This is a genomic window from Paracidovorax sp. MALMAid1276 (assembly GCF_049198005.1).
Lineage (GTDB): Bacteria > Pseudomonadota > Gammaproteobacteria > Burkholderiales > Burkholderiaceae_C > Acidovorax.
The window spans coordinates 1-23899 of record NZ_JBMIRS010000217.1 but is presented as its reverse complement, the minus strand read 5'-3'; the positions used below and the strand labels follow the sequence as shown (position 1 = coordinate 23899).

At 67.1% G+C, this 23899-nt stretch carries 23 protein-coding genes; 11 read left to right on the top strand and 12 right to left on the bottom strand.

All coding sequences use genetic code 11. The annotated features are described in order from the left end of the window. Nucleotides 1–42 precede the first annotated feature (42 nt). A complete protein-coding gene (locus tag ACOQFS_RS17760; protein WP_421564151.1) occupies nt 43–1347 on the bottom strand; it encodes a glycerate kinase type-2 family protein in 1305 nt (434 codons plus the stop codon). A gap of 41 nt (nt 1348–1388) precedes the next feature. Beyond that, nucleotides 1389–2477 (bottom strand): tartrate dehydrogenase, encoded by a 1089-nt coding sequence (locus ACOQFS_RS17755; RefSeq protein ID WP_421564150.1) that lies wholly within the window; start codon nt 2475–2477, stop codon nt 1389–1391. Between the two features lie 103 nt (nt 2478–2580). Here ACOQFS_RS17755 and ACOQFS_RS17750 point away from each other — a divergent pair, with 103 nt between their 5' ends. Continuing rightward, nucleotides 2581–3561, top strand: a complete 981-nt coding sequence (locus ACOQFS_RS17750; RefSeq protein ID WP_421564149.1) for a LysR substrate-binding domain-containing protein — start codon at nt 2581–2583, stop codon at nt 3559–3561. Nucleotides 3562–3614: 53 nt separating this feature from the next. Here the strand turns inward: ACOQFS_RS17750 and arsB are convergent, their stop codons facing one another. From arsB to ACOQFS_RS17730, 4 genes are read right to left on the bottom strand one after another with little or no spacing between them, the layout of a single operon-like run. Beyond that, on the bottom strand, nt 3615–4649 hold the full coding sequence (arsB, locus tag ACOQFS_RS17745; RefSeq protein WP_421564175.1) for an ACR3 family arsenite efflux transporter: 1035 nt from the start codon (nt 4647–4649) through the stop codon (nt 3615–3617). A 53-nt stretch (nt 4650–4702) separates the two neighbouring features. Then, the gene (locus ACOQFS_RS17740) at nt 4703–5254 is read right to left on the bottom strand and encodes an arsenate reductase ArsC (RefSeq protein WP_421564148.1); all 552 of its coding nucleotides are present in this window, start codon (nt 5252–5254) and stop codon (nt 4703–4705) included. Then, nucleotides 5245–5802: an ArsI/CadI family heavy metal resistance metalloenzyme gene (locus tag ACOQFS_RS17735; RefSeq protein WP_421564147.1), complete on the bottom strand. Its 558-nt coding sequence runs from the start codon at nt 5800–5802 to the stop codon at nt 5245–5247. The genes ACOQFS_RS17740 and ACOQFS_RS17735 overlap by 10 nt, the downstream gene beginning before the upstream one ends. A 14-nt stretch (nt 5803–5816) precedes the next feature. Beyond that, nucleotides 5817–6164: an ArsR/SmtB family transcription factor gene (locus ACOQFS_RS17730; RefSeq protein ID WP_421564146.1), complete on the bottom strand. Its 348-nt coding sequence runs from the start codon at nt 6162–6164 to the stop codon at nt 5817–5819. Between the two features lie 262 nt (nt 6165–6426). On the opposite strand from ACOQFS_RS17730, the gene ACOQFS_RS17725 reads away from it, so the two are divergent. The 3 genes from ACOQFS_RS17725 (at nt 6427) to ACOQFS_RS17715 (ending at nt 10968) form a co-directional block, all read left to right on the top strand. Further along, the gene (locus ACOQFS_RS17725) at nt 6427–7518 is read left to right on the top strand and encodes a DUF6817 domain-containing protein (RefSeq protein ID WP_421564145.1); all 1092 of its coding nucleotides are present in this window, start codon (nt 6427–6429) and stop codon (nt 7516–7518) included. Between the two features lie 119 nt (nt 7519–7637). After that, entirely contained in the window at nt 7638–8441 is an 804-nt protein-coding gene (locus tag ACOQFS_RS17720; RefSeq protein WP_421564144.1) for a MetQ/NlpA family ABC transporter substrate-binding protein, read from the top strand. Between the two features lie 211 nt (nt 8442–8652). Next, nucleotides 8653–10968 carry a putative bifunctional diguanylate cyclase/phosphodiesterase gene (locus ACOQFS_RS17715; RefSeq protein WP_421564143.1) on the top strand — a complete coding sequence of 772 codons (2316 nt, stop codon included), beginning with the start codon at nt 8653–8655 and terminating at the stop codon, nt 10966–10968. A 33-nt stretch (nt 10969–11001) separates the two neighbouring features. Here ACOQFS_RS17715 and ACOQFS_RS17710 read toward each other — a convergent pair whose 3' ends face one another. Next, nucleotides 11002–12471, bottom strand: coding sequence for an alanine/glycine:cation symporter family protein (locus tag ACOQFS_RS17710; RefSeq protein WP_421564142.1), 1470 nt, complete (start codon nt 12469–12471; stop codon nt 11002–11004). 250 nt (nt 12472–12721) lie between these two features. Next, nucleotides 12722–13366: an FMN-dependent NADH-azoreductase gene (locus ACOQFS_RS17705; RefSeq protein WP_421564141.1), complete on the bottom strand. Its 645-nt coding sequence runs from the start codon at nt 13364–13366 to the stop codon at nt 12722–12724. A gap of 150 nt (nt 13367–13516) precedes the next feature. Here ACOQFS_RS17705 and ACOQFS_RS17700 point away from each other — a divergent pair, with 150 nt between their 5' ends. After that, nucleotides 13517–14455, top strand: coding sequence for a LysR family transcriptional regulator (locus tag ACOQFS_RS17700; protein ID WP_421564140.1), 939 nt, complete (start codon nt 13517–13519; stop codon nt 14453–14455). Between the two features lie 256 nt (nt 14456–14711). Then, a complete protein-coding gene (locus ACOQFS_RS17695) occupies nt 14712–15584 on the top strand; it encodes an HDOD domain-containing protein (RefSeq protein WP_421564139.1) in 873 nt (290 codons plus the stop codon). Between the two features lie 58 nt (nt 15585–15642). On the opposite strand, the gene ACOQFS_RS17690 is transcribed toward ACOQFS_RS17695, so the two are convergent. The 3 genes from ACOQFS_RS17690 to ACOQFS_RS17680 form a co-directional block, all read right to left on the bottom strand. After that, entirely contained in the window at nt 15643–16758 is a 1116-nt protein-coding gene (locus ACOQFS_RS17690) for an ankyrin repeat domain-containing protein (protein WP_421564138.1), read from the bottom strand. Beyond that, nucleotides 16755–17294, bottom strand: a complete 540-nt coding sequence (locus tag ACOQFS_RS17685; protein WP_421564174.1) for a sigma-70 family RNA polymerase sigma factor — start codon at nt 17292–17294, stop codon at nt 16755–16757. Before ACOQFS_RS17685 ends, ACOQFS_RS17690 begins: the two co-directional genes overlap by 4 nt. Nucleotides 17295–17444: 150 nt before the next feature. Continuing rightward, nucleotides 17445–18362, bottom strand: coding sequence for a hypothetical protein (locus ACOQFS_RS17680; RefSeq protein ID WP_421564137.1), 918 nt, complete (start codon nt 18360–18362; stop codon nt 17445–17447). Nucleotides 18363–18735: 373 nt separating this feature from the next. Here ACOQFS_RS17680 and ACOQFS_RS17675 point away from each other — a divergent pair, with 373 nt between their 5' ends. The 5 genes from ACOQFS_RS17675 to ACOQFS_RS17655 all read left to right on the top strand — a co-directional run bounded on the left by ACOQFS_RS17675 (nt 18736) and on the right by ACOQFS_RS17655 (nt 23445). Beyond that, the gene (locus ACOQFS_RS17675; protein WP_421564136.1) at nt 18736–19731 is read left to right on the top strand and encodes a sulfate ABC transporter substrate-binding protein; all 996 of its coding nucleotides are present in this window, start codon (nt 18736–18738) and stop codon (nt 19729–19731) included. A gap of 154 nt (nt 19732–19885) precedes the next feature. Next, on the top strand, nt 19886–20737 hold the full coding sequence (gene cysT / locus ACOQFS_RS17670; RefSeq protein ID WP_421564135.1) for a sulfate ABC transporter permease subunit CysT: 852 nt from the start codon (nt 19886–19888) through the stop codon (nt 20735–20737). Beyond that, nucleotides 20734–21639, top strand: a complete 906-nt coding sequence (gene cysW / locus ACOQFS_RS17665) for a sulfate ABC transporter permease subunit CysW (RefSeq protein WP_421564134.1) — start codon at nt 20734–20736, stop codon at nt 21637–21639. Before cysT ends, cysW begins: the two co-directional genes overlap by 4 nt. Further along, a complete protein-coding gene (locus ACOQFS_RS17660; RefSeq protein WP_421564133.1) occupies nt 21636–22760 on the top strand; it encodes a sulfate/molybdate ABC transporter ATP-binding protein in 1125 nt (374 codons plus the stop codon). The genes cysW and ACOQFS_RS17660 overlap by 4 nt, the downstream gene beginning before the upstream one ends. A gap of 148 nt (nt 22761–22908) precedes the next feature. After that, entirely contained in the window at nt 22909–23445 is a 537-nt protein-coding gene (locus ACOQFS_RS17655; protein WP_421564173.1) for a disulfide bond formation protein B, read from the top strand. Nucleotides 23446–23523: 78 nt separating this feature from the next. Here the strand turns inward: ACOQFS_RS17655 and ACOQFS_RS17650 are convergent, their stop codons facing one another. Then, nucleotides 23524–23739, bottom strand: coding sequence for a hypothetical protein (locus ACOQFS_RS17650; RefSeq protein WP_421564132.1), 216 nt, complete (start codon nt 23737–23739; stop codon nt 23524–23526). Nucleotides 23740–23899: the final 160 nt, after the last annotated feature.

Sequence of the window (23899 nt, the reverse complement as noted above, 5' to 3'; positions counted from 1 at the left end):
GTCTCCGTGGGGTTGTGGTTGTTGTGGGTGGGATGGGTTCGGTCAGCCGGTGTCGGCGATCAGGATCGCGCGGAAGTCATTGACGTTGGTGCCCGTGGGCCCGGTGACGACGGAATCGCCCAGCGCGCCAAAGAAGGTGTGGGCGTCGTGCGTGTCGAGGGCCTCGGTCGCACGCAGGCCCTGGGCGGCCGCGCGTTCCAGCGTGTCGGGCATGGCCATGGCGCCGGCCACGGGCTCCAGCCCGTCGATGCCGTCGGTGTCTCCGGCCAGTGCGTACACGCCCGGCAGGCCCTTGAGCGACAGGGCCATGGACAGCAGGCATTCCACGTTGCGCCCGCCGCGCCCCGCAGGCTGCACGGGTTGCCCGGCGGCCGGTGCGCGCAGCGTGACCGTGCTCTCGCCCCCGCTCAGCAGCACGCGCGGGCGGGGCGACGGCGTGGCGGCGGCATAGCGCGCCATGCCCGCCAGCACCGTGCCCATGTCGCGCGCCTCGCCTTCCAGCGCATCGCCCAGCAGCACGGGCTCCATGCCCTGCTGGCGTGCCACGTCGGCCGCCGCCTGCAGGGCCTGGCGGGGTGTGGCGATGACGTGGGTGGTGATGGGCCCGAGCCGGGCGTCGCCGGGCTTGATGCTCTCGCTGGCTTCGGAATCCAGGGCTGCCAGCGCGGCCGGCGGCAGCGCAATGCGGTAGCGGTGCAGGATGGCCAGCGCCTGTGCGCGGGTCGTCGGGTCGGGCACGGCGGGGCCGGAGGCCACGTCCAGCGGGTCGTCGCCCGGCACGTCCGACATCACCAGATTGACCACGCGGGCGGGCCCGCAGGCCAGCGCCAGCCGCCCGCCCTTGATGGCCGAGAGGTGGCGCCGCAAGCAGTTCATCTCGCCAATGCTGGCGCCCGAGCGCAGCAGGGCCTGGTTGATCGCCTGCTTGTCGGCCAGCGTGATGCCGGCCAGCGGCATGGGCAGCAGCGCAGACCCGCCGCCCGACCACAGGCCGATCACCAGGTCGTCGGCCGTGAGCCCTGCCACGGCGGCGAGCAACTGCTGCGCGGCCGCGAGGCCCGCCGCGTCCGGCACCGGGTGGGCGGCCTGCAGCACGCGCACGTGGTCGCACGCAGCGGCATGCCCGTAGCGCGTGACGACCACGCCCGACAGGGGCGTGGGCCAGTGGGCCTCCAGCACCTGCGCCATCTGGGCCGAGGCCTTGCCTGCGCCAACGACCACCGTGCGCCCGGAGGGCGGCGCGGGCAGGTGTGGCGGCAGGCAGGCAGCAGGCTGCGCGGACGCGATGGCAGCATCGAACATGCTGCGCAGCCAGCGGCGGGCCTGTGGGGCGTCGACGGGGTGCATGGGGTGGCGCGCCAAGTTGCGGTGCGGTTCAGCCACGCGGCTCAGGCGGCCTTTTGCAGCGGGGCGCTGCCGACCAGCGCGCAAACGGCGTCCGTCACCTGCGCCGTGGTGGCGGTGCCGCCCAGGTCGCGGGTGTGCAGCGCGGGGTTGGCGGTGACCTGTTCGATGGCGTTCATCACCTCGCGGGCGGCGTCCATCTCGCCCAGGTGCTCCAGCAGCATCACCACCGACCAGAAGGTGCCGATGGGGTTGGCCAGGCCCTTGCCCATGATGTCGAAGGCCGAGCCGTGGATGGGCTCGAACATGCTGGGGTAGCGGCGCTCGGGGTCGATGTTGCCCGTGGGGGCAATGCCCAGGCTGCCCGCCAGCGCGGCGGCAAGGTCGCTCAGGATGTCGGCATGCAGGTTGGTGGCGACGATGGTGTCGAGCGTGGCGGGGCGGTTGACCATGCGGGCCGTGGCGGCGTCCACCAGCTCCTTGTCCCACTTCACGTCGGGGAACTCGGCGGCCACCTGCGCGGCGATCTCGTCCCACATCACCATGGCGTGGCGCTGCGCATTGCTCTTGGTGATGACGGTGAGCTGCTTGCGGGGGCGCGACTGGGCCAGGCGGAAGGCGAAGCGCAGGATGCGCTCCACCCCCACGCGCGTCATGATGGACACGTCGGTGGCCGCCTCGATGGGGTGGCCCTGGTGCACGCGGCCGCCCACGCCGGAGTATTCGCCTTCGGAGTTCTCGCGCACGATGACCCAGTCCAGGTCCTGGGGCGTGCAGCGCTTGAGCGGTGCGTCGATGCCGGGCAGGATGCGCGTGGGGCGCACGTTGGCGTACTGGTCGAACCCCTGGCAGATCTTCAGGCGCAGGCCCCACAGCGTGATGTGGTCGGGAATGTCCGGGTCACCGGCCGAGCCGAACAGGATGGCGTCCTTGCCGCGCAGCGCATCCAGGCCGTCGGCCGGCATCATCACGCCATGGGCGCGGTACCAGTCACCGCCCCAGCCAAAGTTTTCGAATGCGAACTGCAGGCCGGGGTGGCGGGCAGACAGGGCTTCGAGCACGCGCTGGCCGGCGGGAATCACTTCCTTGCCGATGCCGTCTCCGGGGATGGTGGCGATTTGATAGGTTTTCATGAGGGTCTCAGTGGGTAGGACTGGGTGCGACTGTAGGCACCCCGGCGCCGTGAAAACGCGCTCAAAGTGAATCCATCGTCAACCTGAAGTTGATAATGTGGCGATGAGTTCCACCATCCAGCCCGCTGAACTGGGCTTTTTTTCGGCGCTGGCCGCCAGCCCCAGCCTGAGCGCTGCGGGGCGCGAAATGGGGGTGTCCACCGCCGCCGTGAGCAAGCACCTGGCGCAGATGGAGCGCCGCCTGGGCGTGGTGCTGGTCAACCGCACCACGCGGCGCATGAGCCTCACGCCCGAGGGCGAGCTGCTGCTGGAGCACGCCCGCCGCATTCTGCGCGAGATCGATGCGCTCGATGAACTCATCGTGCAGTCGAAGGCCAGCCCCAAGGGCCTGTTGCGCGTGAACGCCACGCTCGGCTTCGGCCGCATGCACATCGCGCCCGTGATCTCGGACTTTGTGCGCCGCTACCCGGACGTGGACGTGCAGCTGCAGCTGTCGGTGCACCCGCCGCCCATCACCGACGATGCCTACGACGTCTGCGTGCGTTTCGGCGAGCCGCCGGACGGGCGGGTGATTGCGCGCCGCATTGCGCCCAACCGCCGCGTGCTGTGCGCCGCACCGGCCTATCTGGAGCAGCACGGCAGGCCCCGCGTGCCGCGCGACCTGATGGAGCACCAGTGCATCGGCATCCGCCAGGGGGACGAGGCCTACGGCCTGTGGCGCCTGACCACGGGGCGCGGCAGCAAGGCGCACACCGAGTCGATCAAGATCACCGGCAACCTCACCACCAACGATGGCGAGATCGCCGTGCTGTGGGCGCTGCAGGGCCACGGCATCGTGATGCGGGCCGAGTGGGACGTGGCGCGCCACCTGGCTGAGGGCCTGCTGGAGCCGGTGCTGCCGCAGTACCACACGCCGGCCGCAGACATCTATGCGGTGTACCCGCAGCGCCACCAGTTTTCCACGCGGGTGCAGGCGTTCACGGGTTTTCTTTCGGACGCGCTGGTGGCGTCGGGCTCGCTGTCGCAGCCGGGCTCGGGCCCGGGCGGCGGCGCGGGCAAAAGGCGTGGCGCGCGGCGGTCATGAGCGCCGCCGCCCGCCGGGGCTTGGCGGTGCGGCGTCACGGCGGCACGGCAGTGTCACCGCGCGCGCCGGGCTCCCGCCTCGTACCAGGGCCTGGACGCATTCACCACCTTCACCACCAGCAGCATCACCGGCACTTCGATGAGCACGCCCACCACGGTGGCCAGCGCGGCGCCGGACTCGAAGCCGAACAGGCTGATGGCTGCAGCCACCGCCAGCTCGAAGAAGTTGGAGGCACCGATGAGTGCGGAAGGGCAGGCCACGGCGTGCTTTTCGCCCACCGCGCGGTTCAGGCCATAGGCCAGCGAGGCGTTGAACAGCACCTGGATGAGGATGGGCACGGCCAGCAGCGCGATGACCAGCGGCTGGCGCAGGATGGCTTCGCCCTGGAACGCAAACAGCAGCACCAGCGTGAGCAGCAACGCGGCCACCGACCACGGGCCGATGCGCTGCAGCGTGGCCTCGAGCGCGGCCGGGCCGCGCGCCAGCAGTGCGCGGCGCCACCACTGGGCCAGCGCCACGGGGATGACGATGTACAGCAGCACCGAGGTCAGCAGCGTGTCCCACGGCACGGTGATGGCCGACAGCCCGAGCAGAAAGGCCACCAGCGGCGCGAAGGCCACGATCATGATGCTGTCGTTCAGCGCCACCTGCGACAGCGTGAACAGCGGGTCGCCGTTGGTGAGACGGCTCCACACGAAGACCATGGCGGTGCAGGGCGCGGCCGCCAGCAGGATCAGGCCGGCGATGTAGCTGTCCAGCTGGTCGGCCGGCAGGTAGGGCGCAAACCAGTGCCGAATGAACAGCCAGCCCAGCAGGGCCATCGAGAACGGCTTGACCAGCCAGTTCACGAACAGCGTCACGCCGATGCCGCGCACATGGTGCCGCACCTCGCCCAGCGCGCCAAAGTCCACCTTCAGCAGCATGGGGATGATCATCACCCAGATGAGCAGGCCCACGGGCAAGTTGACGCGGGCCACCTCCAGCGCGCCCACGGCGCGGGCCGCGCCCGGAAACGCCTGGCCGAGGCCGATGCCCGCCACGATGCACAGTGCCACCCACACGGTGAGGTATCGCTCGAACACGTTCATGGGGGCGTGGCTGGCTGCCGGTGGCGGGGCCTCGGAGGCCGTCGATGCCGCGCTCATGCTTCGGCGCCCAGCTGCCGGGCCGAGCTCTGCAGCGTGGCCCGGGCCAGCTTGTCGGTCGGCAGGTTGACCAGCAGCTCCAGCCGGCGCTTGAGGGCGTGCAGCGTCTGGCGAAAGGCCTCGCGCTGGTCGGCCTCGGTGCCGTCGCCCGCGCTCGGGTCGGCATAGCCCCAGTGGGCCGTGGCCGGGTGGCCGGGCCAGAGGGGGCAGACCTCGCCCGCAGCGTTGTCGCAGACGGTGATGATCAGGTCCATCGTCGGCGCGCCCGGCGCGGCAAACTCATCCCAGCTCTTGCTGCGCAGGCCTTCGGTGGCGATGCCGGCCGCTTGCAGCGCGAGCAGGCCCAGCGGGTGGGGCTGCTGGTTGTCGCGCGGGCTGCTGCCAGCGGAATACGCCTTGAAGCGGCCCGCGCCCAGGCTGTTGAGCAGGGCCTCGGCCAGGATGCTGCGGGCCGAGTTGTGGGTGCACAGGAAGAGCACGTTCAACGGAGTGGCGCTGTGGCCGGGCGGTGCGGTGTCGCTCATGGGAAGCGTGTCGGTCAGCAGCATGGGGCAGCGGCGGTGGATGTGGCGTTGGGTGTGCGGGTGGATGCGGGGCCGCAGCAGGCGGCCGTTGGCTTTGCAGGCGCCACTGGCGCTGCGACGGTGGGCACATCCATGCGCGCATCCATGGGCGCCGCCGTGGGGCAGCAGGCTGCGGCAGCCTGGCCGGGCGCAGCCGCCTCGTTGAACAAGGGGATATTGCCCAGCGTGTGAAAGTGCTCCCACGCCACGCCTTCGGGGTCGGTCACCCAGTGCTTTTCGCTGCGGGCGTAGCAGCAGGTGGTGGCGCCTTCGTCCAGCAGCGCCATGTCGGCCGACGCGGCGCGTGCCTTCAGCTCGGCCAGCTCGTGCGCGTCGTCCACCTGAAAGCCCAGGTGGTCGAGGCCCTTCTTGTCGCCCCGGGTGGAGATGGCGAAATTCAGGCGCGGGTCGTCGAGCATCCACTTCGCATAGTCGCCCTCCACGCGGGTGGGCGGGGCTGCAAACAGCCGGGAATAGAACGCGATGCTCTGGTCGAGATCGCTCACGTGCATGTGGACATGGAATCGCTTCATGGTGCTACTTCCTTTCAGTGGGTGGGAGGGGGAGAGTCGTCGCAGCAGGCGGTGGCCGCGCCGTCCATGCATGCGCCGGCGCCTTGGCAGCAGTTTTCGGTCAGGTAGGCCAGCAGGCCGGTCATGGCAGGGTAGTTGGCGCGGTAGACGAGGTTGCGGCCCTGCCGCTCCTGCGTCACCAGTTCGGCGTGCGCGAGTTCCTTCAGGTGGAACGACAGCGTGTTGGGCGCAATGCCCAGCTCTGACGACAGCGCGCCCGGCGTGTGCCCCGCTTCACCCGCCACAACGAGTGCGCGGAACACCCGAAGCCGCAGCTCGTGGGCCAATGCCGCCAGGGCCTGGATGACCATGTTTTCATTCATGATTCGATATTACAACGATTGTTGAAATGTAGACAAGCCCCAAAACGCTGTCGGAGTCGAATGCCGTGATCGTTCGTCTTTTTGCTTCAATATTGATAGCTGAAAGGTCAATATGGATAAGCGCTGAGGTAGTTTTTTATCCAATTTCTTCGCCGGTTACCCCGTTTGTGGCTGGGGGCGCACGCGAGCGGCCATACTTGCGAGCTTGCAGGCTCGTCCGCGCGGGCCCGACCACCCCACCGAATTTTTGGAGATGCCTTTCATGAGCCTGCCCCTGCACCCCCTGGACACCGATCTGCTGGCCCGCGCGCTGCCGCTGCTCGACGAAGAGTGGCTGGCGCGCGATGCCGAACTGGCCCCCGTGCTGCCCACCGTGCTGGCGCGCAACGTAGGGCAGGACTGGCACAAGGCGGGCACCTTCCGCCACCACCTGGTGGGCGTGGCCCGCACGCTCACGCTGTGGCAGCAGCCGCGCGACGTGCGCTTGCTGGGCCTGCTGCACAGCGTGTACGGCAATGCGTTTGTCGACCTGGTGAAGTTCGACCCTGCCAAGGAGCGCGCCCGGGTGCGCGACATCGCGGGCGAGTCGGCCGAGCACCTGGTGTACTTGTTCTGCACCCAGTCGCGCACCCAGTTCGTGCAGAAGGTGCTGTCGCACACGCTGGAGGCCGACGGCAGCATGGTGCTGGACGGCAAGGACGGCCAGCAGCACACGCTCACGCCCTATGAGGTGGCGGCATTCATCGTGGTGAGCATGGCCGACACCATCGAGCAGTGGTTCAGCTGGCAGGACGACATCTTTTCGCGCTTTCCTGACGTGCAGCACCGCCCGCAGAAGGCGCACTGGGCCGCATCGCTGTGGCCCGGCCCCATGCGGCCCAGCGGCCGCATGCTGCACCAGATCAGCGCGCTGGGCAAAACGCTGCAGCACCCCGGGCTCAAGCACCAGCTGCCGCTGCCGCCGGTGTTTGCGGAGTGCAGCCAGCTGCTGTCGGCCGCCAACGACGCGGCGGCGACCTCGCTGTACTGGTCGGTGATCCAGCAGGACCAGCCGCTGGTCGACCTGGACGTGGCCACCGGCGTGCTGGAAAGCGCCATCCGCCACAACCCCTGGGTGGCCGAGCCGCAGATGGTGCTGGCGCAGCTGTACCTGTCGGCCGGCCGCACGGACGACGCCAAGGCCGCCGCCTCCAGTGCGCTGCACCTGTTCAGCGCCTGGGGCAATGCGTGGGACAAACGCGTGCAGTGGGACGCCTGGGTGGCCTGGACGCGCATCCTGCTGCAGGGCGCGATGGTGGAAGGCACCTGGCCCGAGCGGCTGGACAAGTTGAACAACGTTGCTTTGCGGGGTTGAAAGCGGCACGCAGGCCAGCGCTTATTTGATTGGGTTGTAACGAAATAAAAACTTATTCGTTCCTGTTTTATCGGGAAAACCCTAGGATGCCCGGCATCTCTCAACGAAAGGTTATCCCTGTGAACAACAACAAGCGCCTGCTTCTGCAATCCGCCCTGGCCCTCGCTGCCGCCGCCACCTTCTCGTCGGGCGCTCTGGCCCAGGACAAGCCCATCAAGGTGGGCGTGACGGGCGGTCCCCACGCGCAGATCTTCGAGCAGGTCAAGAAGGTCGCCGAGAAGGACGGCCTCAAGATCCAGATCGTCGAGTTCAGCGACTACGTGCAGCCCAACGCCGCCCTGGCCGCCGGCGACCTGGACGCCAACAGCTACCAGCACAAGCCCTACCTGGATGCGCAAGTGGCCGACCGTGGCTACAAGCTGGTGTCGGCAGGCTACACCGTCAACTTCCCCATCGGCCTGTATTCCAAGAAGGTCAAGAAGCTCGAAGACCTGAAGGAAGGCGCCAAGTTCGGCATTCCCAACGACCCCACCAACGGCGGCCGCGTGCTGCTGGTGCTGCAGGACAAGGGCCTGATCAAGCTGCGTGACGGCGCGGGCCTGAAGGCCACGCCGCTCGACGTGGTGAGCAACCCCAAGAAGCTCAAGTTCGTCGAACTGGACGCCGCCCAGCTGCCCCGTTCGCTCGACGACCTGGACGCCTCGGCCATCAACACCAACTTTGCGCTGTCGGCGGGCCTGAACCCCGGCAAGGACGCCATCGCGCAGGAAAGCGCCAAGAGCCCCTACGTCAACCTGATCGCCGTGCGCGAGGCCGACAAGGACAAGCCCTGGGTGGCCAAGCTGGTGAAGGCCTACCAGTCGGACGAGGTGAAAAAGTTCATCCAGACCGAATTCAAGGGCTCGGTGCTGCCGGGGTTCTGAGGCAGGGCCTCGCCACGGACAGGGCGCACCAGCGCACGGGGGGCATTGCATCAAAGTAGCACCCCGCGCTCGACTGTCGAGCGCGGGGTGCTATCTTTTTTGCAGATGTATTCCCCTGCACTATCGCCGGGAGATTGGTCGCCGGGCGGCTTGCCGCCACAATGCGAAGGATACGTTCAGTAACAGTAGTTGCGCTGTCATCTTCCCCCCTATGTCCCAGTCAGAACGCATTTTCTCGGCAGTGTGCGTGGTGTTGGCGCTGGGGTGTTACGCGCTTTCGCCCGCCGTGGCCGACGTGCGCGCGCAGTTGTTTCTCGACAATGCTTCCTGGACACTGACCATCGGTCTGGCAGCCTGGTGGGCATGGCAAGGCCGCGTTCCGGTACGACATGCTGAACGGCGGTTGCACACCGGGCTGTTTATCGGCGCGCTGCTGCTGGCTGTGGGCCAGCTGGTGTGGAACCTGCAGGTGCTGCTCGGCTGGAGCCCTTTTCCGGCTCCCGCGGACCTGTTCTTTCTGGCGGCTGCCCCCGTGTGGACCGTCACTGTGATTCTCGCGACCGTGGCTCGCCTGCCGCGCGACAGCATCTTCCCTGCGGCACTCGACTTCGGCGGCGCGATACTGGCACTGGTGGCTTTCACCCTGGTGATGTATCTGCCCGCCGAAGAGATGCAGTCCGCCGCTGTGGGCACAGTGCTGGTACTGTATCCAGCGGTGTTTCTGGCGGCGGCTGGTGTATCAGCCCTGGCGATACCGACGGTCGGAATACGGGTCACGCGCTCGCACGTACTGGTGCTGATGGGCATGTTCGGGTATGGCCTGAGCTGGATGCACTGGAATCTGGTGGTCATCAGCGGAAACCTGGTGCCCGGCAGCTGGGCCAATGCCACGTTCAGCATCTCCGCGCTGCTGCTGGGTTGGGGTGCGCGCTGGTTGCGCTTTGAGGTCTCCGGTGATGTGGCTTACCGTACGCGCTGTGACCGCGTCATGAACTTTGTGCCGCTGTTGTCGATGACGCTGGCGGCCATCACGCTGGGGCTGTTGTTTGCGGCGGGCGACGGGCGCGCGGGCCTGCAGACATTGATTTTTGTGAGTTGCCTGGTGGTGGTGCTCCTTGCCGCGCTGCGCCAGGTGATCGTGGTGAGACTGCTGAATCGCCTGCGGGCGGCGGAGGCGGCCGTGCTTCGCAACGAGGAGCAGCTATACCAGGTCGCGCACTTCGACGCCCTCACGGGATTGCCCAATCGACGTTATTTTGAGGACACGCTGGAGCGGGCCGTCGCCGATGCTTCGCGCCAGCCCCAGGGCCCAGCGCGCAGGGTCGCCTTGCTGCTGATCGATCTGGACCACTTCAAAAGCGTGAATGAAACCTACGGACACCGTGTGGGCGATTCCTTGCTCGCCGAAGCGGCCAAGCGCATTGGCGCGTTGCTGGCGGCACGTGGGTTGTTGGCGCGCCTGACCAATGACCAGTTCGCGTTGATGCTGCTGCGCGTGCCCTCGCGCACGGAACTGGCAGAGCTGGCTGGAGCCATCGTGGACGGGCTTGCGCGGCCGTGGGACTTGTCGGACGTTGGCGCGCAGTTCATGGGGGCCAGCATCGGCATCAGCCTGTTCCCAGACGATGCCGCACACACCACCGAGCTGGTCCAGCACGCCCACTCGGCGCTGCACGCCACCAAAAGCGCGGGCCGGGGCTCCTACCGTTTCTACATCGAGGAGTTCACCGAAGTCACGCGTACTCGGCTCGCTCTGCGCCGTGAGCTCCATCAAGCGGTGCGAGACGGAGATTTCACCCTGGTCTACCAGCCACAACTCAACGCTCAACGCGAGATGGTGGGCGCGGAAGCCCTGCTGCGTTGGACTCTGGACGGCCGGTCCGTGCCGCCGGACGAATTCATTCCCTTGGCAGAAGACAGCGGGCTCATCGTGCCCTTGGGTTTGTGGGTGTTCGAGGCAGCCTGCCAACAGATGGCCCAGTGGCGCACGGCAGGCCGACGTTTGCCCGTGCTGTCCATCAACGTGTCCGCCATTCAGCTGCGAGAGCCGCGCTTTGCCCATGCACTTTCGTGCATTGCTCAGATAACGGGCGTTCCGCCCGCAAGCCTCGTGCTGGAGATGACGGAGTCGCAGATTCTGGACGAGTCGCTTTACAGCGCAGCGATGGATCTGAAGAACGCGGGCTTTGGACTTTCGATCGACGACTTTGGCACAGGTCACTCATCGCTCATCAAGCTCAGGCGTCTGCCGGTCGGCGAACTGAAGATCGACAAGGTGTTCGTGCGAGACATCGTGGCGGACGCCAACGACCGCGAAATCTGCGCCACCGTGAACACGCTGGCCCGCAGTCTGGGCATGCAGGTTGTGGCCGAAGGCGTGGAGACGGAGGAGCAGTGGGCCCTGCTGGTGCGCATGGGCTGCCACCGGTTTCAGGGCTGGCTGTTTGCTGCGGCCATGCCACCCGCGCAGCTGGCAGAGATCTGGCTGCAGCCGCAGGTTGCGGTTCGAGCGGAGACGAAAGCCTGACGGGATGCATGGAAGTGCCAGCGAGGCACCGCCTCAGCCTACATGCAGGGTTGCGCGATAGCGCCACAGCGCTTCGCGCACGACGGGCAGCAAAAAGTAGAGACCCACGACATTGGCCAGCGCCATCGCAAAAATCATCGCGTCGGAAAAGTCGATGACCGGCCCGAGGTCCATGCTGGCACCTGCCACCACGCAGGCGAGAAACAGCAGCTTGAAGGCCATTCCCGTGGCGGCGTGCCCCCCCAGCAAATAGCTCCAGGCCTGGAGCCCGTAGTAGGCCCAGGTCACCATGGTGGAAAACGCAAACAGCACGACGGCCAGAGCGAGCACGTACGGAAACCACCATACGGCGCTGGCAAATGCGGCCGAAGTCAGCGCCACTCCGCGCGCATCGCCTGCTGCCGATGTGAGCCCGCCTGCATCTACGTGGCCGGTGACGATGATCACAAGCGCTGTCACCGTGCAGATGACCACCGTGTCGATGAACGGCTCCAGCAGGGCGGCAAACCCCTGTGATACGGGCTGGTCCGTCTGCACCGCAGAATGCGCGATGGCGGCCGAACCCACGCCCGCCTCATTGGAAAACGCCGCGCGCTTGAAGCCCTGGACCATGGCTCCCAGCACGCCACCGGCGACACCTTCGGCCGAGAATGCTCCTTCCACCACCTGGACCACTGCGCCAGCCAACTGGTCGGCATGCAGGCCCAGCACCACCACGCCCGCCCCGACATAGGTCAAAGCCATGAAAGGCACCACAGCCTCCGTCACGCGCGCGATGGAGCGAATTCCGCCCAGGATCACCATTCCCACCACCGCTGCCAGTACCAGCCCAAAGACCCAGCCCCGTCCCGCCAGCATGCTGTGCGCTCCACCCGTCACGTTCACCACCTGCTGGAAGCTCTGGTTGGCCTGGAACATGTTGCCCCCGCCCAGCGCGCCCCCCACGCAGCACACGGCGAAAAAAATGGCCAGCACCTTGCCCAGCACTGGCCAGCCGCGCTCTGCCATGCCGGTCTGCAGGTAGCGCATGGGCCCTCCGGCCACGACGCCCGTCACGGGGTCTACCTTGCGGTACATCACACCCAGGGTCACCTCGGTGAACTTGGTCGCCATGCCCAGCAGCCCCGCCGCCACCATCCAGAAGGTGGCGCCTGCGCCGCCCACGCTCACCGCAACGGCCACCCCGGCGATGTTTCCCAGTCCCACCGTGCCAGAGACCGCCGTGGTCAGCGCCTGGAAAGGCGTCACCTCGCCTGGCATGGCCGGATTGGAATAGCGCCCGCGCACCACGGCGATGGCATGTGGGAAACCCCAGAACTGGATGCCGCGGAACGCGATCGTGAACACCAGCGCCGCGACGATCAGCCAACCCACGATGAGCGGAAACTCGGTGCCTCCGACCGGCACAGCGTGGAAGATCACGCCCGACACCGCATCGGCATACGGCGCCAGAACTGCGCTGATGCGCTCGTCCACGCTCAAGGCGTCGACGGGCGCTGGCATGGGTAGAACGGGAGTCGACGGCATGGTGGTGCGAGCCCGGAATGGGTCGTGGACCCGGGGTCGCCATCATCCTTCAACCGCCGCCGCCGTTGCGCTTCAGCCCTGCAGCACAGTCAGGGATATGAATTTACGCTACAAAAAACATAGCTACAAATGACTGCATATGAAGCGCTAAGGCATGTTTTTTTAGGTCTCCGCGGAGTTGACTGCACCTCCCGCGCGGCGCGGTGCGGGTGCACATCGCGCTAGCTCAGGCTGCCTGCGACACGCTTGCCTGGTTGGCGGCCACGCTGGTGTGGGTGCCGATGGCCTGCTGGGCGGATGCCAGTGCGGTCGCCTTGGCATCGGGGCCCATGGCCACGCCCTCGGCGCGCACAAAGCGCACATCCGTGATGCCGAAGAAGCCCATCACCACTTTCAGGTAGCTCTCCTGGTGCTCCATCGCCTGGCCGCCTTCGCTGGTCGAGTACACGCCGCCCCGGGTGGACGCGACGATCACCGTCTTGCCGCCCGCCAGGCCCACGGGGCCTTTGTCGGTGTACTTGAAGGTGCGGCCCGCCTGGGCGATGCGGTCGACCCAGGCCTTGAGCTGGCTGGGGATGGAAAAGTTGTACAGCGGTGCGCCGATCACGATCACGTCGGCCGCCAGAAACTGGCTCACCAGCGCTTCAGACAGCGCGTTTTCGGTGCGTTCCAGCTCGGTGGCTGCCGCCTGGCCGGTGCGAAAACCCAGCGACGGTGCCGACAGGTGCGATGGCGCCTGTGCGGCCAGGTCCAGATATTGCACGGTGGTGCCAGGGTGCGCGGCCTTCCAGGCGGTGACCGTCTGAGCGGTGAGCTGGCGGGACACGGACTGTTCGCCCGTGATGGCGGAATCGATGTGCAGCAGTTGCATGGGGAAGCTCCTTGAAGTCGGTGGGGTTTGTGGGGGTGCCGGTGGAGGGGACCGTGCGCGGCGCCCATGACCAGCATTGTGGTTGTGCATTCCTTTGTTGATAAGCCGCTTTTATTGCGATAGATTGTTCTACTCATAGGACGATCAACCATGCAAGACCTGAACGACATGCTCTATTTCGCCGAAGTGGTGGAGCGCGGCGGCTTTGCCGCTGCGGGGCGCGCTTTGGGCATTCCCAAGTCGCGGCTGTCGCGCCGGGTGTCCGACCTGGAGGCGCAGCTGGGCATGCGCCTGCTGCAGCGCACCACGCGCAAGCTGTCTCTCACCGAGATCGGCGAGGCCTATCTGCGCCACTGCCAGGCCATGCGCGAATCGGCGCAGGCCGCGGCCGACACCGTGGCCCAGGTGCAGACCGTGCCGCGCGGCACCATCCGCGTGAGCTGCCCGGTCACGCTGGCCCAGACGGTGGTGGCCGAGCTGATCCCGCGCTTTCTGGCCGACTGCCCCGAGGTGCGCATCGACATGTTGGTGAGCAACCGGGTGGTGAACCTGGTGGAGGAGGGCATCGACGTGGCGCTGCGCGTGCGCCCCACGCTGGACGATAGCGGCAGCATGGTGGTGAAGCGGCTTGACCACACCACGCAGATCCTGGTGGCCAGCCCCGAGCTGCTGATCCGCCAGGGCACGCCGAAGACGCTGGAAGACCTGGCCCGGCTGGACAGCATCTCCATGTCGGCCCCGGACGGCAAATCCACCTGGACGCTGATCGGCCCCGGCGGTGTGCAGCAGATCGTGCAGCACACGCCACGCTATGTGGCCGATGACCTGCTCACGCTCAAATACGCCGCGGTGGCCGGCACGGGCGTGTGCTGGATGCCCGACTACATGTGCCAGGACGAAATGCGCGACCGCAAGCTGGTGCGCGTGCTGCCCGACTGGGCGCCGGCCCCGGCCATCGTGCACGCGGTGTTCCCTTCGCGCCGCGGGCTGTCGCCAGCGGTGCGGCGGTTTCTGGACTTTCTGGGCGAGGCCATGCCGGGGCGCAGCCGCCCCCCGGCTGCCCAAGGGCTGGACGGCGCGGGCATCTGACGAGGGTGGCGGCGCCCGCGCACGGGCGCTGGTTCTGGGGGCCAGGGTCCGGCGCCTGCCAGGCACCAACGACAAACGGCGGGGTCGCGCAAGCCCTGCGCAACAATGACCTGCGGCGGCGCTGCACTGTGCGGGAACGCCCGTGTTTTGGCGCCACAATGCAACGAATTGCAACTGAACGGACGGTTAGCGTCTCGCGGTGTTTTGGCATGGGCTGGGGCGCTGCACGGGCGGCCTGCCGGCTTTTTATCCTTCTGTGAACGCTGCCACCCACCCCATCGACCAGCACATCCGGCAGGCCCGTGTCCACCCGGCCGTGCGGGCCATCGTCGTCCCGCCGTGCCCCGAGTCGCTGCTGCGTCTGCAGGCCATCATGGCCGAGCCGGAGCTGGATGCTCTGGCGCTGGAGCAGCTCGCCGCGTCCGACGTGGCGATGGCGGCCGCGCTGATCCGGCTGGCCAACAGCCCGCTGCATGGGCTGGCCCAGCCGGTGCAAACCGTGGGCATGGCCCTCACGGTGCTGGGCCTCAAGCCGTCGGTGGAGCTGTTGTCGGCCTTCATCACGCGCAACGCGCTGATGGTGCGCTCGCCGCTGCTGGAGCACTTCTGGGAGAGTTCCCAGCGCCGGGCCATCGCCTGCGAGCACATCGGCCACCAGCTCTACAGCCTGGACCCGGGCCTGGGCTACAGCTTCGGCCTGTTCTGCCACGTGGGCATGCCGGTGCTGGTGAAGGCGGTGCGCGGCTATGGCAGCACCGTCACCGAAGCACTGGCGCGCAAGGACCGCACCTTCACTCAGACCGAGAACGCCAACCACCGCACCGACCACGCCGTGATGGGCGCCATCGTGGCGCGCACCTGGCACCTGCCGGGCGACGTGGCCCAGGCCATCTGGCTGCACCATGATTTTTCGTGCCTGGGCGACGAGCGATTTGCCCCCACCGTGCGCCATCTGGTGGCGCTGGGGCTGCTGGCTGACTACCTGGTCAACCAGCACGACAACCTGGCGCCCACGCGCGAATGGCGTGAGCACGGCGCGGCCTGCATGCAGTATCTGGACGTGTCGGAGGACGAGCTGAACCACTGGATCGACGAACTGCATCCGCAGTTCGAAGCCGTGGGCTTTTGACACCGGAACAGGGGCAGTCTTCGCTGATGGGCGTCGAGGGACCTGCCCGCAGTGCGGGTCAGCGCGCCGCGTCAATCTGATCAGCAATGCTGCCGTAGCCCCCGCGGCGGGCGTGCTGCGATGCACTCAGGCCTTCCCCATCCACCAGCGTGGTCTGGGCCCCCAGCGCCAGCAATGCCTGCACGGCGGCGGTGTGGCCGTTCAGCGCAGCAATCATCAGGGCGGTGCGGCCTGCAGTGTCCCGCCCATCCACCGGTGCGCCCTGGGCCACCAGTGCTTGCACCTCGCGGGCATTGCCGGCGCGCGCGGCGTCGCGCAGCGCGATGGGTAGCGGCGCGGGTAGCGGGGCGGGTAGCGGGGCGGGTAGCGGGGTGGCGCGTGATTTCTGAGCGGCCGGGGCATCCGCCAGGCTTCGGTCGGCGGGGGCCGGGGCTCCAGCGGACGGCGGTGGCAGCGCCTGGGCACGCGCAGCGGCCTCTTCCCGCAACCCCGCGCGTTCTTCCGCATTGGCCCGGGCGGCGGGGCGCTGCGCAGCGGAAGGTGAGGGCGATGCCGGAAAGCCCGACGGAGTCTCGGCCGCACGGCTGCGCTGGGTCGGTGCCTCGGCCTCGGCCGCCACCGGCGGCAGAGCGGGCGCGGGTGAGGCCGAGGGGGCGGCCTGGGCGAGGGGCTTCGCAGGCGATTCGGCTGCGGGCGGAATTGTCGGTGCGGGCGAGGGCGACGGGGGCGGCGGCAGGGTGTGGCGTTGCGCGCGTGGCGCTTCTTGCGCAGCAGGGGCGCCGCTGGATGGGGCCGGTGTTGAGGGAGTTGCGGGAGGTGCGGCCGGGGCGGGGGGCGTGTCGGCAGGCGCCGGCGCCGGGGCGCGCCGCGCGCCAAAGGCCGTGTCGCGCTCCTCGGGCGTGCCTCGGTCAAACTGCAGCATCAGCAGTCCCGCCAGGCCCACCACCGCCACGGTCGCCAGGGCCGACATCTTCCAGCGCGGCTGGTTGGCCGCGGGCCGCGCAGTGGGAGGGGTGGTGGACGGCGGTGCATCGGTAGCGTTGGCCTGCGCTGCGGCGGCCAGCATCTGCGCATGAGCGCGCACGGCATCCCGCACCTGGGGGCCAGGGCGAGCGGCTTCAAGCTCGCTGGCTTCGTGGTAGCGCCGGACCAGCTCGTCGTCCTGCCGCGTCATGCAAACTCCTTGAGGTGCTGGCGAAGGCTGGCCCGCGCATAGCGCAGGCGGCTCTTGGCGGTTTCGAAGGGCACGCCGGTGGCCTCGGCAATCTCCTGCACGCTGAGGTCGCCCTCGGCCTGCAGCAAGAAGGCCTCGCGCTGTTCCAGCGGCAGCGCCTCCACGGCGGCGATCAGCGCGGCCGCCTGCTCGCGCGACTGCAGCTGGCGCAGCGGCCCGAACCCCGAGTCGGCCACCAGCGTGTCGGCCATGCGGCGCGTGTCATCGTCGCTGGCGTCCAGGCTGGCGTGGTCCTTGGCGGTGCGCAGGTGGTCCACCAGGCGGTGGTGCGCCAGGGTAAATAGCCAGGTGCGGAACTTCGCCTTCACTTCATAGCGGGCCGCGTTGCGCACCACGGCAAACCACACGTCCTGCAGCAGGTCGTCGGCCACGGCCTGCACCCGCACGCTGCGGAACACGAAGCGCCACACCGCTAGCTCGTGCCGCGCATAGAGCACGTCGAACGCGCCCATGCTGCCCGCCGCAAAGCGCAGCATCAGCGCTTCGTCGGTCTCGCGGGCTCCATCGGTGTCTTCAGGGGATGCTGCAGCGGGCACCCGGCCATTATGCGAGGCCGCAGCGATCCGCTGCGCGCGCCACACTGATCGGGCCGGGCCTGGCCCCGCGCCGCGCACGCGACCCAGGTTTCAGTTTGGCGGATCGGGCACATACGACACATTGTCCGACCGGGGAAAGGCGCGCGGCACGTGTGGCCCCGCGATAGGCTCCCGGATCACGCCGCGCGCAATCAGGTTGGCCAGGCTGTCATAGCGGATGCTGATGACCTCGTTGGGGTGGCTTTGCAGGCGCGAGAAGCTGGTGTGGGTGACCACCGAGGTCTCTCGCTGTCCGTGGGCCGTGCCGAGTTGGGGCGCGGGCAGGGGCGCCGCCTTGGCGCGGCTGTCGGCCGCCTGGGCCGCCGAAGACTCTGCCTCGGGCGCAGGGGCCCGCGCAGCGGGGGATGCCGGCGCATCGCGCAGGCGTTCCAGGCGCTTGGACGGGCCGTGGCTGCCGCCGGCATCGTTGGCGTCGTTGCGGTCTTCGCGGCGCATGCCATGGGGCTCGGGGGCGGCAGAAGGGCGGGGCGCGTAGCGGGGCTGCTCGCGGAACAGCGCCACGCCGATCACGCCCACGTGCGCAGGCCGCCCTGTGCGCGTGGCGTAAGCCTCGCCCACAATCGAAAACTCGAACGCAGCCACTTCGGTGCTGCTCTTGCGCCAGCCGGTGATCTGGTAGCGCTCGTAGGGCGAGAACACGTAGCCGCGCTGGTCCCAGGCGGCCGTCTCGCCGCTGAGCACGTTGACGCCATCGACGGACGGAACAGCCAGCACCCTTTCGCCCAGGCGGTTGCGCACCGTGATGGCATAGCGCGCCCCCGGCCGTCCGGCCACCCAGTATTCGCCCTGGGCGCGGTGAATCGGCAAGGTGGCGCCCGTGTCGCGGTCGACGATGCTGACATCCGCGAGCTGGCCGACGGCATGGGCAGACATCGGGGCGGCGGCCAGCGCCAAAAACGCGGTGGCAACCGCCGGCAGGGCGCGGATGGCGCGGGAGAGATCTTTCATGGCAGCTCCATCAAAAAAGGTGTTGTGGAACTGCTTGAAACGAACGGCGCCCGTCGGCGGGGTTAAGCACCTGCAACTTTTTTCGGGGGGCCTTGCCTGCGGAATGTCGTCCCGGCGGTTGGCGCGGTCGGGACTGCTGCGGCCGCCGATTCGTGGTTGCTATTATTGTGATAGCTGTTTGGCGTTATTCAGTAAGCGCTGAGGTCGATTTTTATTCAGTATCTGGATTCGTGGACAGGCGGATGCCAGGCCTGTAGCGGGTGCGCCGTCGCTCTATATGCTTGAATTCGATAAATTTAAAAAAATATATTCTTTTGAGTTTTAAAGCATTGCTCTGCACAATGCCGCATCCCAGTTTTCACCGGCACGCACCATGACCTCTTCCCGACTCAAGACCCTCCTGGCCGCCCTGGCCCTGGCCACCAGTGGCATGGCTTCGGCGCAAAACAGCCTGCTCAATGTGTCATATGACGTGGCGCGCGAGTTCTACAAGGACTACAACGCGGCCTTTGCAGCGCACTACAAGAAGACCACCGGCCAGGACGTGAAGATCGACCAGTCGCATGCCGGATCGAGCGCCCAGGCGCGTGCCGTGAACGACGGCCTGGCCGCCGATGTGGTCACGATGAACACGACCACCGATGTGCAATTCCTTGCGGACAGTGGCGTGGTGGCCAAGGACTGGACGCAGAAGTTTCCCCACGACGCGTCGCCCACCACGTCCACCATGCTCTTTCTGGTGCGCAACGGCAATCCCAAGAACATCAAGGACTGGGACGATCTCATCAAGCCCGGCGTGCAGGTGATCGTGGTGAACCCCAAGACCGGCGGCAACGGCCGCTATGCCTACCTGGCCGCCTGGGGCGCTGTGCGCGAGAAGGGCGGCACCGAGCAGCAGGCCGCCGACTTCGTCGCCAAGCTTTACAAGAACGTGCCCGTGCTGGCCAAGGGTGGCCGCGACGCCACCGCCACCTTCCTGCAGCGCAACCAGGGCGACGTGCTGATCACGTTTGAATCCGAAGTGGTTTCCATCGACCGCGAATTCGGCGCCGGCAAGGTCGATGCGATCTACCCGTCGGTGAGCATCGTGGCCGAGAACCCCGTGGCCGTGGTCGAGCGCACCGTCGCCAAGAAGGGCACGGCCCAGCTGGCCAAGGCGTATCTGGACTACCTGTACTCGGACGAGGCGCAGGAAATCGCGGCCAAGCACGCCATCCGCCCGCGCTCGGAAAAGGTGCTCAAGAAGTACGAGAGCACTTTCAAGCCGCTCAAGCAGTTTGCGGTGGCCAAGTACTTCGGCTCGCTGACCGAAGCGCAGAAGGTGCATTTCAACGACGGCGGCCAGTTCGACAAGATCTACGCCAAGTGAACACCCCTTGAGGCCTCCCCCTGCGCTTGCATCACCGGGTGATGTGGGCAGGGGCGCCGCCAGCGCGGCGCGGCAGGGTGGCACGGCAACTTCTGCGGCAACCCTCGCCCGGGGCGCGCCGGTTTCCGACAGCGGTGTGCAACGGACAACTTCTATGACTGACAACCAAGGCGCCCGCAGGAGCGCCAAACGCGTGCTGCCCGGCTTCGGCCTCACGCTCGGCTACACGCTCTTTTATCTCAGCATCATCGTGCTGATCCCGCTGTCGGCCCTGATCTTCAAGACCTTCACGCTCACCTGGGACCAGTTCTGGGCGGCCATCAGCGCGCCGCGCGTGCTGGCGTCCTACCGGCTCACGTTCGGCGCATCGTTCCTGGCGGCACTGGTTAACCTGGTGTTCGGCCTGCTGATCGCGTGGGTGCTGGTGCGCTACAAGTTTCCGGGCAAGAAGATCGTGGATGCGCTGGTGGACCTGCCGTTTGCGCTGCCCACCGCCGTGGCCGGCATCTCGCTCACGGCGCTGCTGGCCGGCAACGGCTGGATCGGCAGCATCCTGGAGCCCATGGGCATCCAGCTCGCATTCAAGCCCGCAGGCATCGTGATTGCGCTCATCTTCATCGGCCTGCCGTTTGTGGTGCGCACCGTGCAGCCCGTGCTGGAAGACGCCGAGAAAGAGCTGGAAGAAGCCGCCACCTGCCTGGGCGCCACGCGCTGGCAGACCTTCCGCCTGGTGATCCTGCCGTCCATCATTCCGGCGCTGCTCACGGGCTTTGCGATGGCGTTTGCGCGGGCGGTGGGCGAATACGGCTCGGTCATCTTCATCGCGGGCAACATGCCCATGGTGTCCGAGATCACGCCGCTCATCATCATCGGCAAGCTGGAGCAGTACGACTACGCAGGCGCCACCGCCGTGGCCGTGGTGATGCTGGTCATCTCCTTCATCCTGCTGCTTGTCATCAATGCACTGCAAGCCTGGCAGCGGCGTCACGCGGGAGCACCAGCATGAGCGGCAACAACGCCCGAACCATTCGCCGCACCCAGGCCGGCACCACCGAGGCGCCCTGGGTGCGCTTCACGCTGATCGGCATTGCGCTGGCCTTCATGCTGCTGTTCCTGGTGCTGCCGCTGGCCGCCGTGTTCGCCGAGGCGCTGCGCAAGGGCTTTGGCGCTTACCTGGAAGGCCTGCGCGAGCCCGATGCCTGGTCGGCCATCAAGCTCACACTGATCACCGCAGCCATCGCCGTGCCGTTGAACCTGGTGTTCGGCGTGGCGGCCGCATGGTGCATTGCCAAATACGAGTTCAAGGGCAAGGCCTTTTTGACCACGCTGGTGGACCTGCCGTTCTCGGTGTCGCCCGTGGTGGCTGGTCTGATCTATGTGCTGATGTTCGGTGCGCAGGGCTGGTTCGGGCCCTGGTTGCAGGCGCACGACATCAAGATCATCTTTGCCGTGCCGGGCATCGTGCTGGCCACCGTGTTTGTGACCTTTCCGTTCATTGCGCGCGAACTCATTCCGCTGATGCAGGCGCAGGGCAACGACGAGGAGCAGGCCGCCATCGTGCTGGGCGCGAGCGGCTGGCAGACCTTCTGGTATGTCACCCTGCCCAACATCAAGTGGGGCCTGCTGTATGGCGTGATTTTGTGCAACGCGCGCGCCATGGGCGAGTTCGGTGCGGTGTCCGTCGTTTCGGGCCACATCCGGGGCCAGACCAACACCATCCCGCTGCACGTGGAGATTCTCTACAACGAGTACCAGTCCGTCGCAGCCTTCGCCGCAGCGTCGCTGCTGGCCCTGCTGGCACTCGTCACGCTGGTCATCAAGACCATTGCCGAACACCGCAACGAACAAGCCCAGAAGGCTGCCGCTGAACTTCCTCCCGAGCGGCCTTCGCAAGGAACGACACCATGAGCATTGAAATCCGCAACGTCAGCAAGCAGTTCGGCGACTTCCAGGCGCTGCGCGATGTGAACCTGGACATCGCCTCGGGCGAACTCATCGCGCTGCTGGGCCCCTCGGGCTGTGGCAAGACCACCTTGCTGCGCATCATCGCGGGCCTGGAAACGGCCGATGTGGGCACCATCCATTTCAGCGGAGCGGACACGACCGACGTGCACGTGCGCGAGCGCAACGTGGGCTTCGTGTTTCAGCACTATGCGCTATTCCGCCACATGACGGTGTTCGAGAACGTGGCCTTCGGCCTGCGCGTGAAGCCGCGCGGCGAGCGCCCGAGCGAGGCGCAGATCAAGAAGAAGGTGATGGACCTGCTCAAGCTGGTGCAACTGGACTGGCTGGCCGAGCGGTATCCGTCGCAGTTGTCTGGCGGCCAGCGCCAGCGGATTGCGCTGGCCCGCGCGCTGGCGGTGGAACCCAAGGTGCTGCTGCTGGACGAGCCCTTTGGCGCGCTCGATGCCAAGGTGCGCAAGGAACTGCGCCGCTGGCTGCGCCGCCTGCACGATGAGCTGCACGTGACCAGCATCTTCGTAACCCACGATCAGGAAGAAGCCCTGGAAGTGGCCGACCGCGTGGTGGTGATCAACCAGGGCCGCATCGAGCAGAGCGGCTCACCGCAGGACGTGTGGGAGCACCCTGCAAGCCCCTTTGTGTATGGGTTCCTGGGCGATGTGAACCTGTTCCACGGCCGCGCGCACGAAGGCCTGGTGCACCTCGAAGGCATGCAGATCGATTCGCCCGAGCACCAGGAGGCGCAGGACGCCAAGGCCTTTGCCTACGTGCGGCCGCATGACCTCGATGTGGAGCGCTATTCACCGGGTGCCGGACTCGACCCCCAAGGTCGCCCGCGCGGCATCGTCGCCCAGCTCAGCCGCGCCATAGTCGTGGGGCCCATCGCGCGCCTGGAACTTATTCCAACGGGTGACCACAAACCAGCGGACAATGCGTCCCCGGAATCCTTGATCGAAGCGCAGATCCCTGCGCAGCAGTTCAAGGAGATGGGTTTCAAAGAGGGTGAAACGCTGGTGGTCACACCACGCCGCGCCCGCGTTTTTCTGGATCACGCTGCTGGGATTTGACTCCCCCTGAGCCGCTGCGCGTCTTCCCCTTGAGGGGGGACGCACCCGGTGGACTGGCAGAGCCAGATCCACGGGTGCACTGGCATGGGCCGCGCCCGTTTCGAAGGCGGCGCCGTTTGCAATGGCTATTGGACGAGGGATACGAATGATGGTGTTGAACTGGATGGATCAGGCCCCGCGCCGCGTGCTGGCGCTGATCAGCGCAGCCTGCGTGGCGATGCTGGCCTTTGGCATGTATTTGCAGCATGTGGTGGGCCTGGAGCCGTGCCCCATGTGCATCGTGCAGCGCTATGCTCTCATTGGTGTAGCAATCTTTGCAGGCCTGGCAAGCGCTAGAGGCTCAAAAGGCTGGTGGATGAGCTGGGGCGTTCTGGCCCTGGTCTCCTCGGGCTTCGGCGCGTTTGTGGCGGCGCGCCAGAGCTGGCTGCAGTGGTACCCGCCCGAAATCGCCACCTGCGGCCGAGACTTCTACGGAATGATCGAGAACTACCCCATCAGCCGCGCCATCCCCATGATCTTCCGGGGCTCGGGCGATTGCGCTGCGATTGACTGGACCTTCCTGGGTGGTTCGATTGCCAACTGGTCCTTCGTGTGTTTCATCGCTTTTGCGGTGGTCCTGCTGGTCCTGCTGGTGCGTGGCCTGAAGGGGGGCAGCCAGCAAGGCGGAGGCTATTCGATGGCTTGAATGCAGCCGTTCCTCTGCTGAAACGTGTGCAAAAGGCGCTCCTCGGAGCGCCTTTTTCGTTGCTGCCCGTCGTTCGTATCAGGGCATGGCTTCGCCCGCATCCAGCGCTGGCGGGCGCAACAGGTCCTGGTCGATGCCCATGGCCTGGCTCGCGCGCTCCACGGCCTGCCACAGCGGCGCGGGCATCTGCAGAATTTCGTCGGGGGATGAAGCGCGCGCGATCCAGTCGCTGATGCTCAGGTGCTGCTCGCGGGTGATCAGATCCAGGTGCAGCATTTCGTCGATGGTTTTCATGTCAGAACGTGTTTACGATCTCCCAGGGGTCGCGCAGCGGCCTTGTCGGGATGGGATGCCAGGCGCGGTGCGCTGTGGATAGCCCGGCTATCCACAAGCGCCGCAACGCCGCAGACCGCCCGACAAGGCCACTGCCCTTCGGGTTGGAGCGAAATCGGGC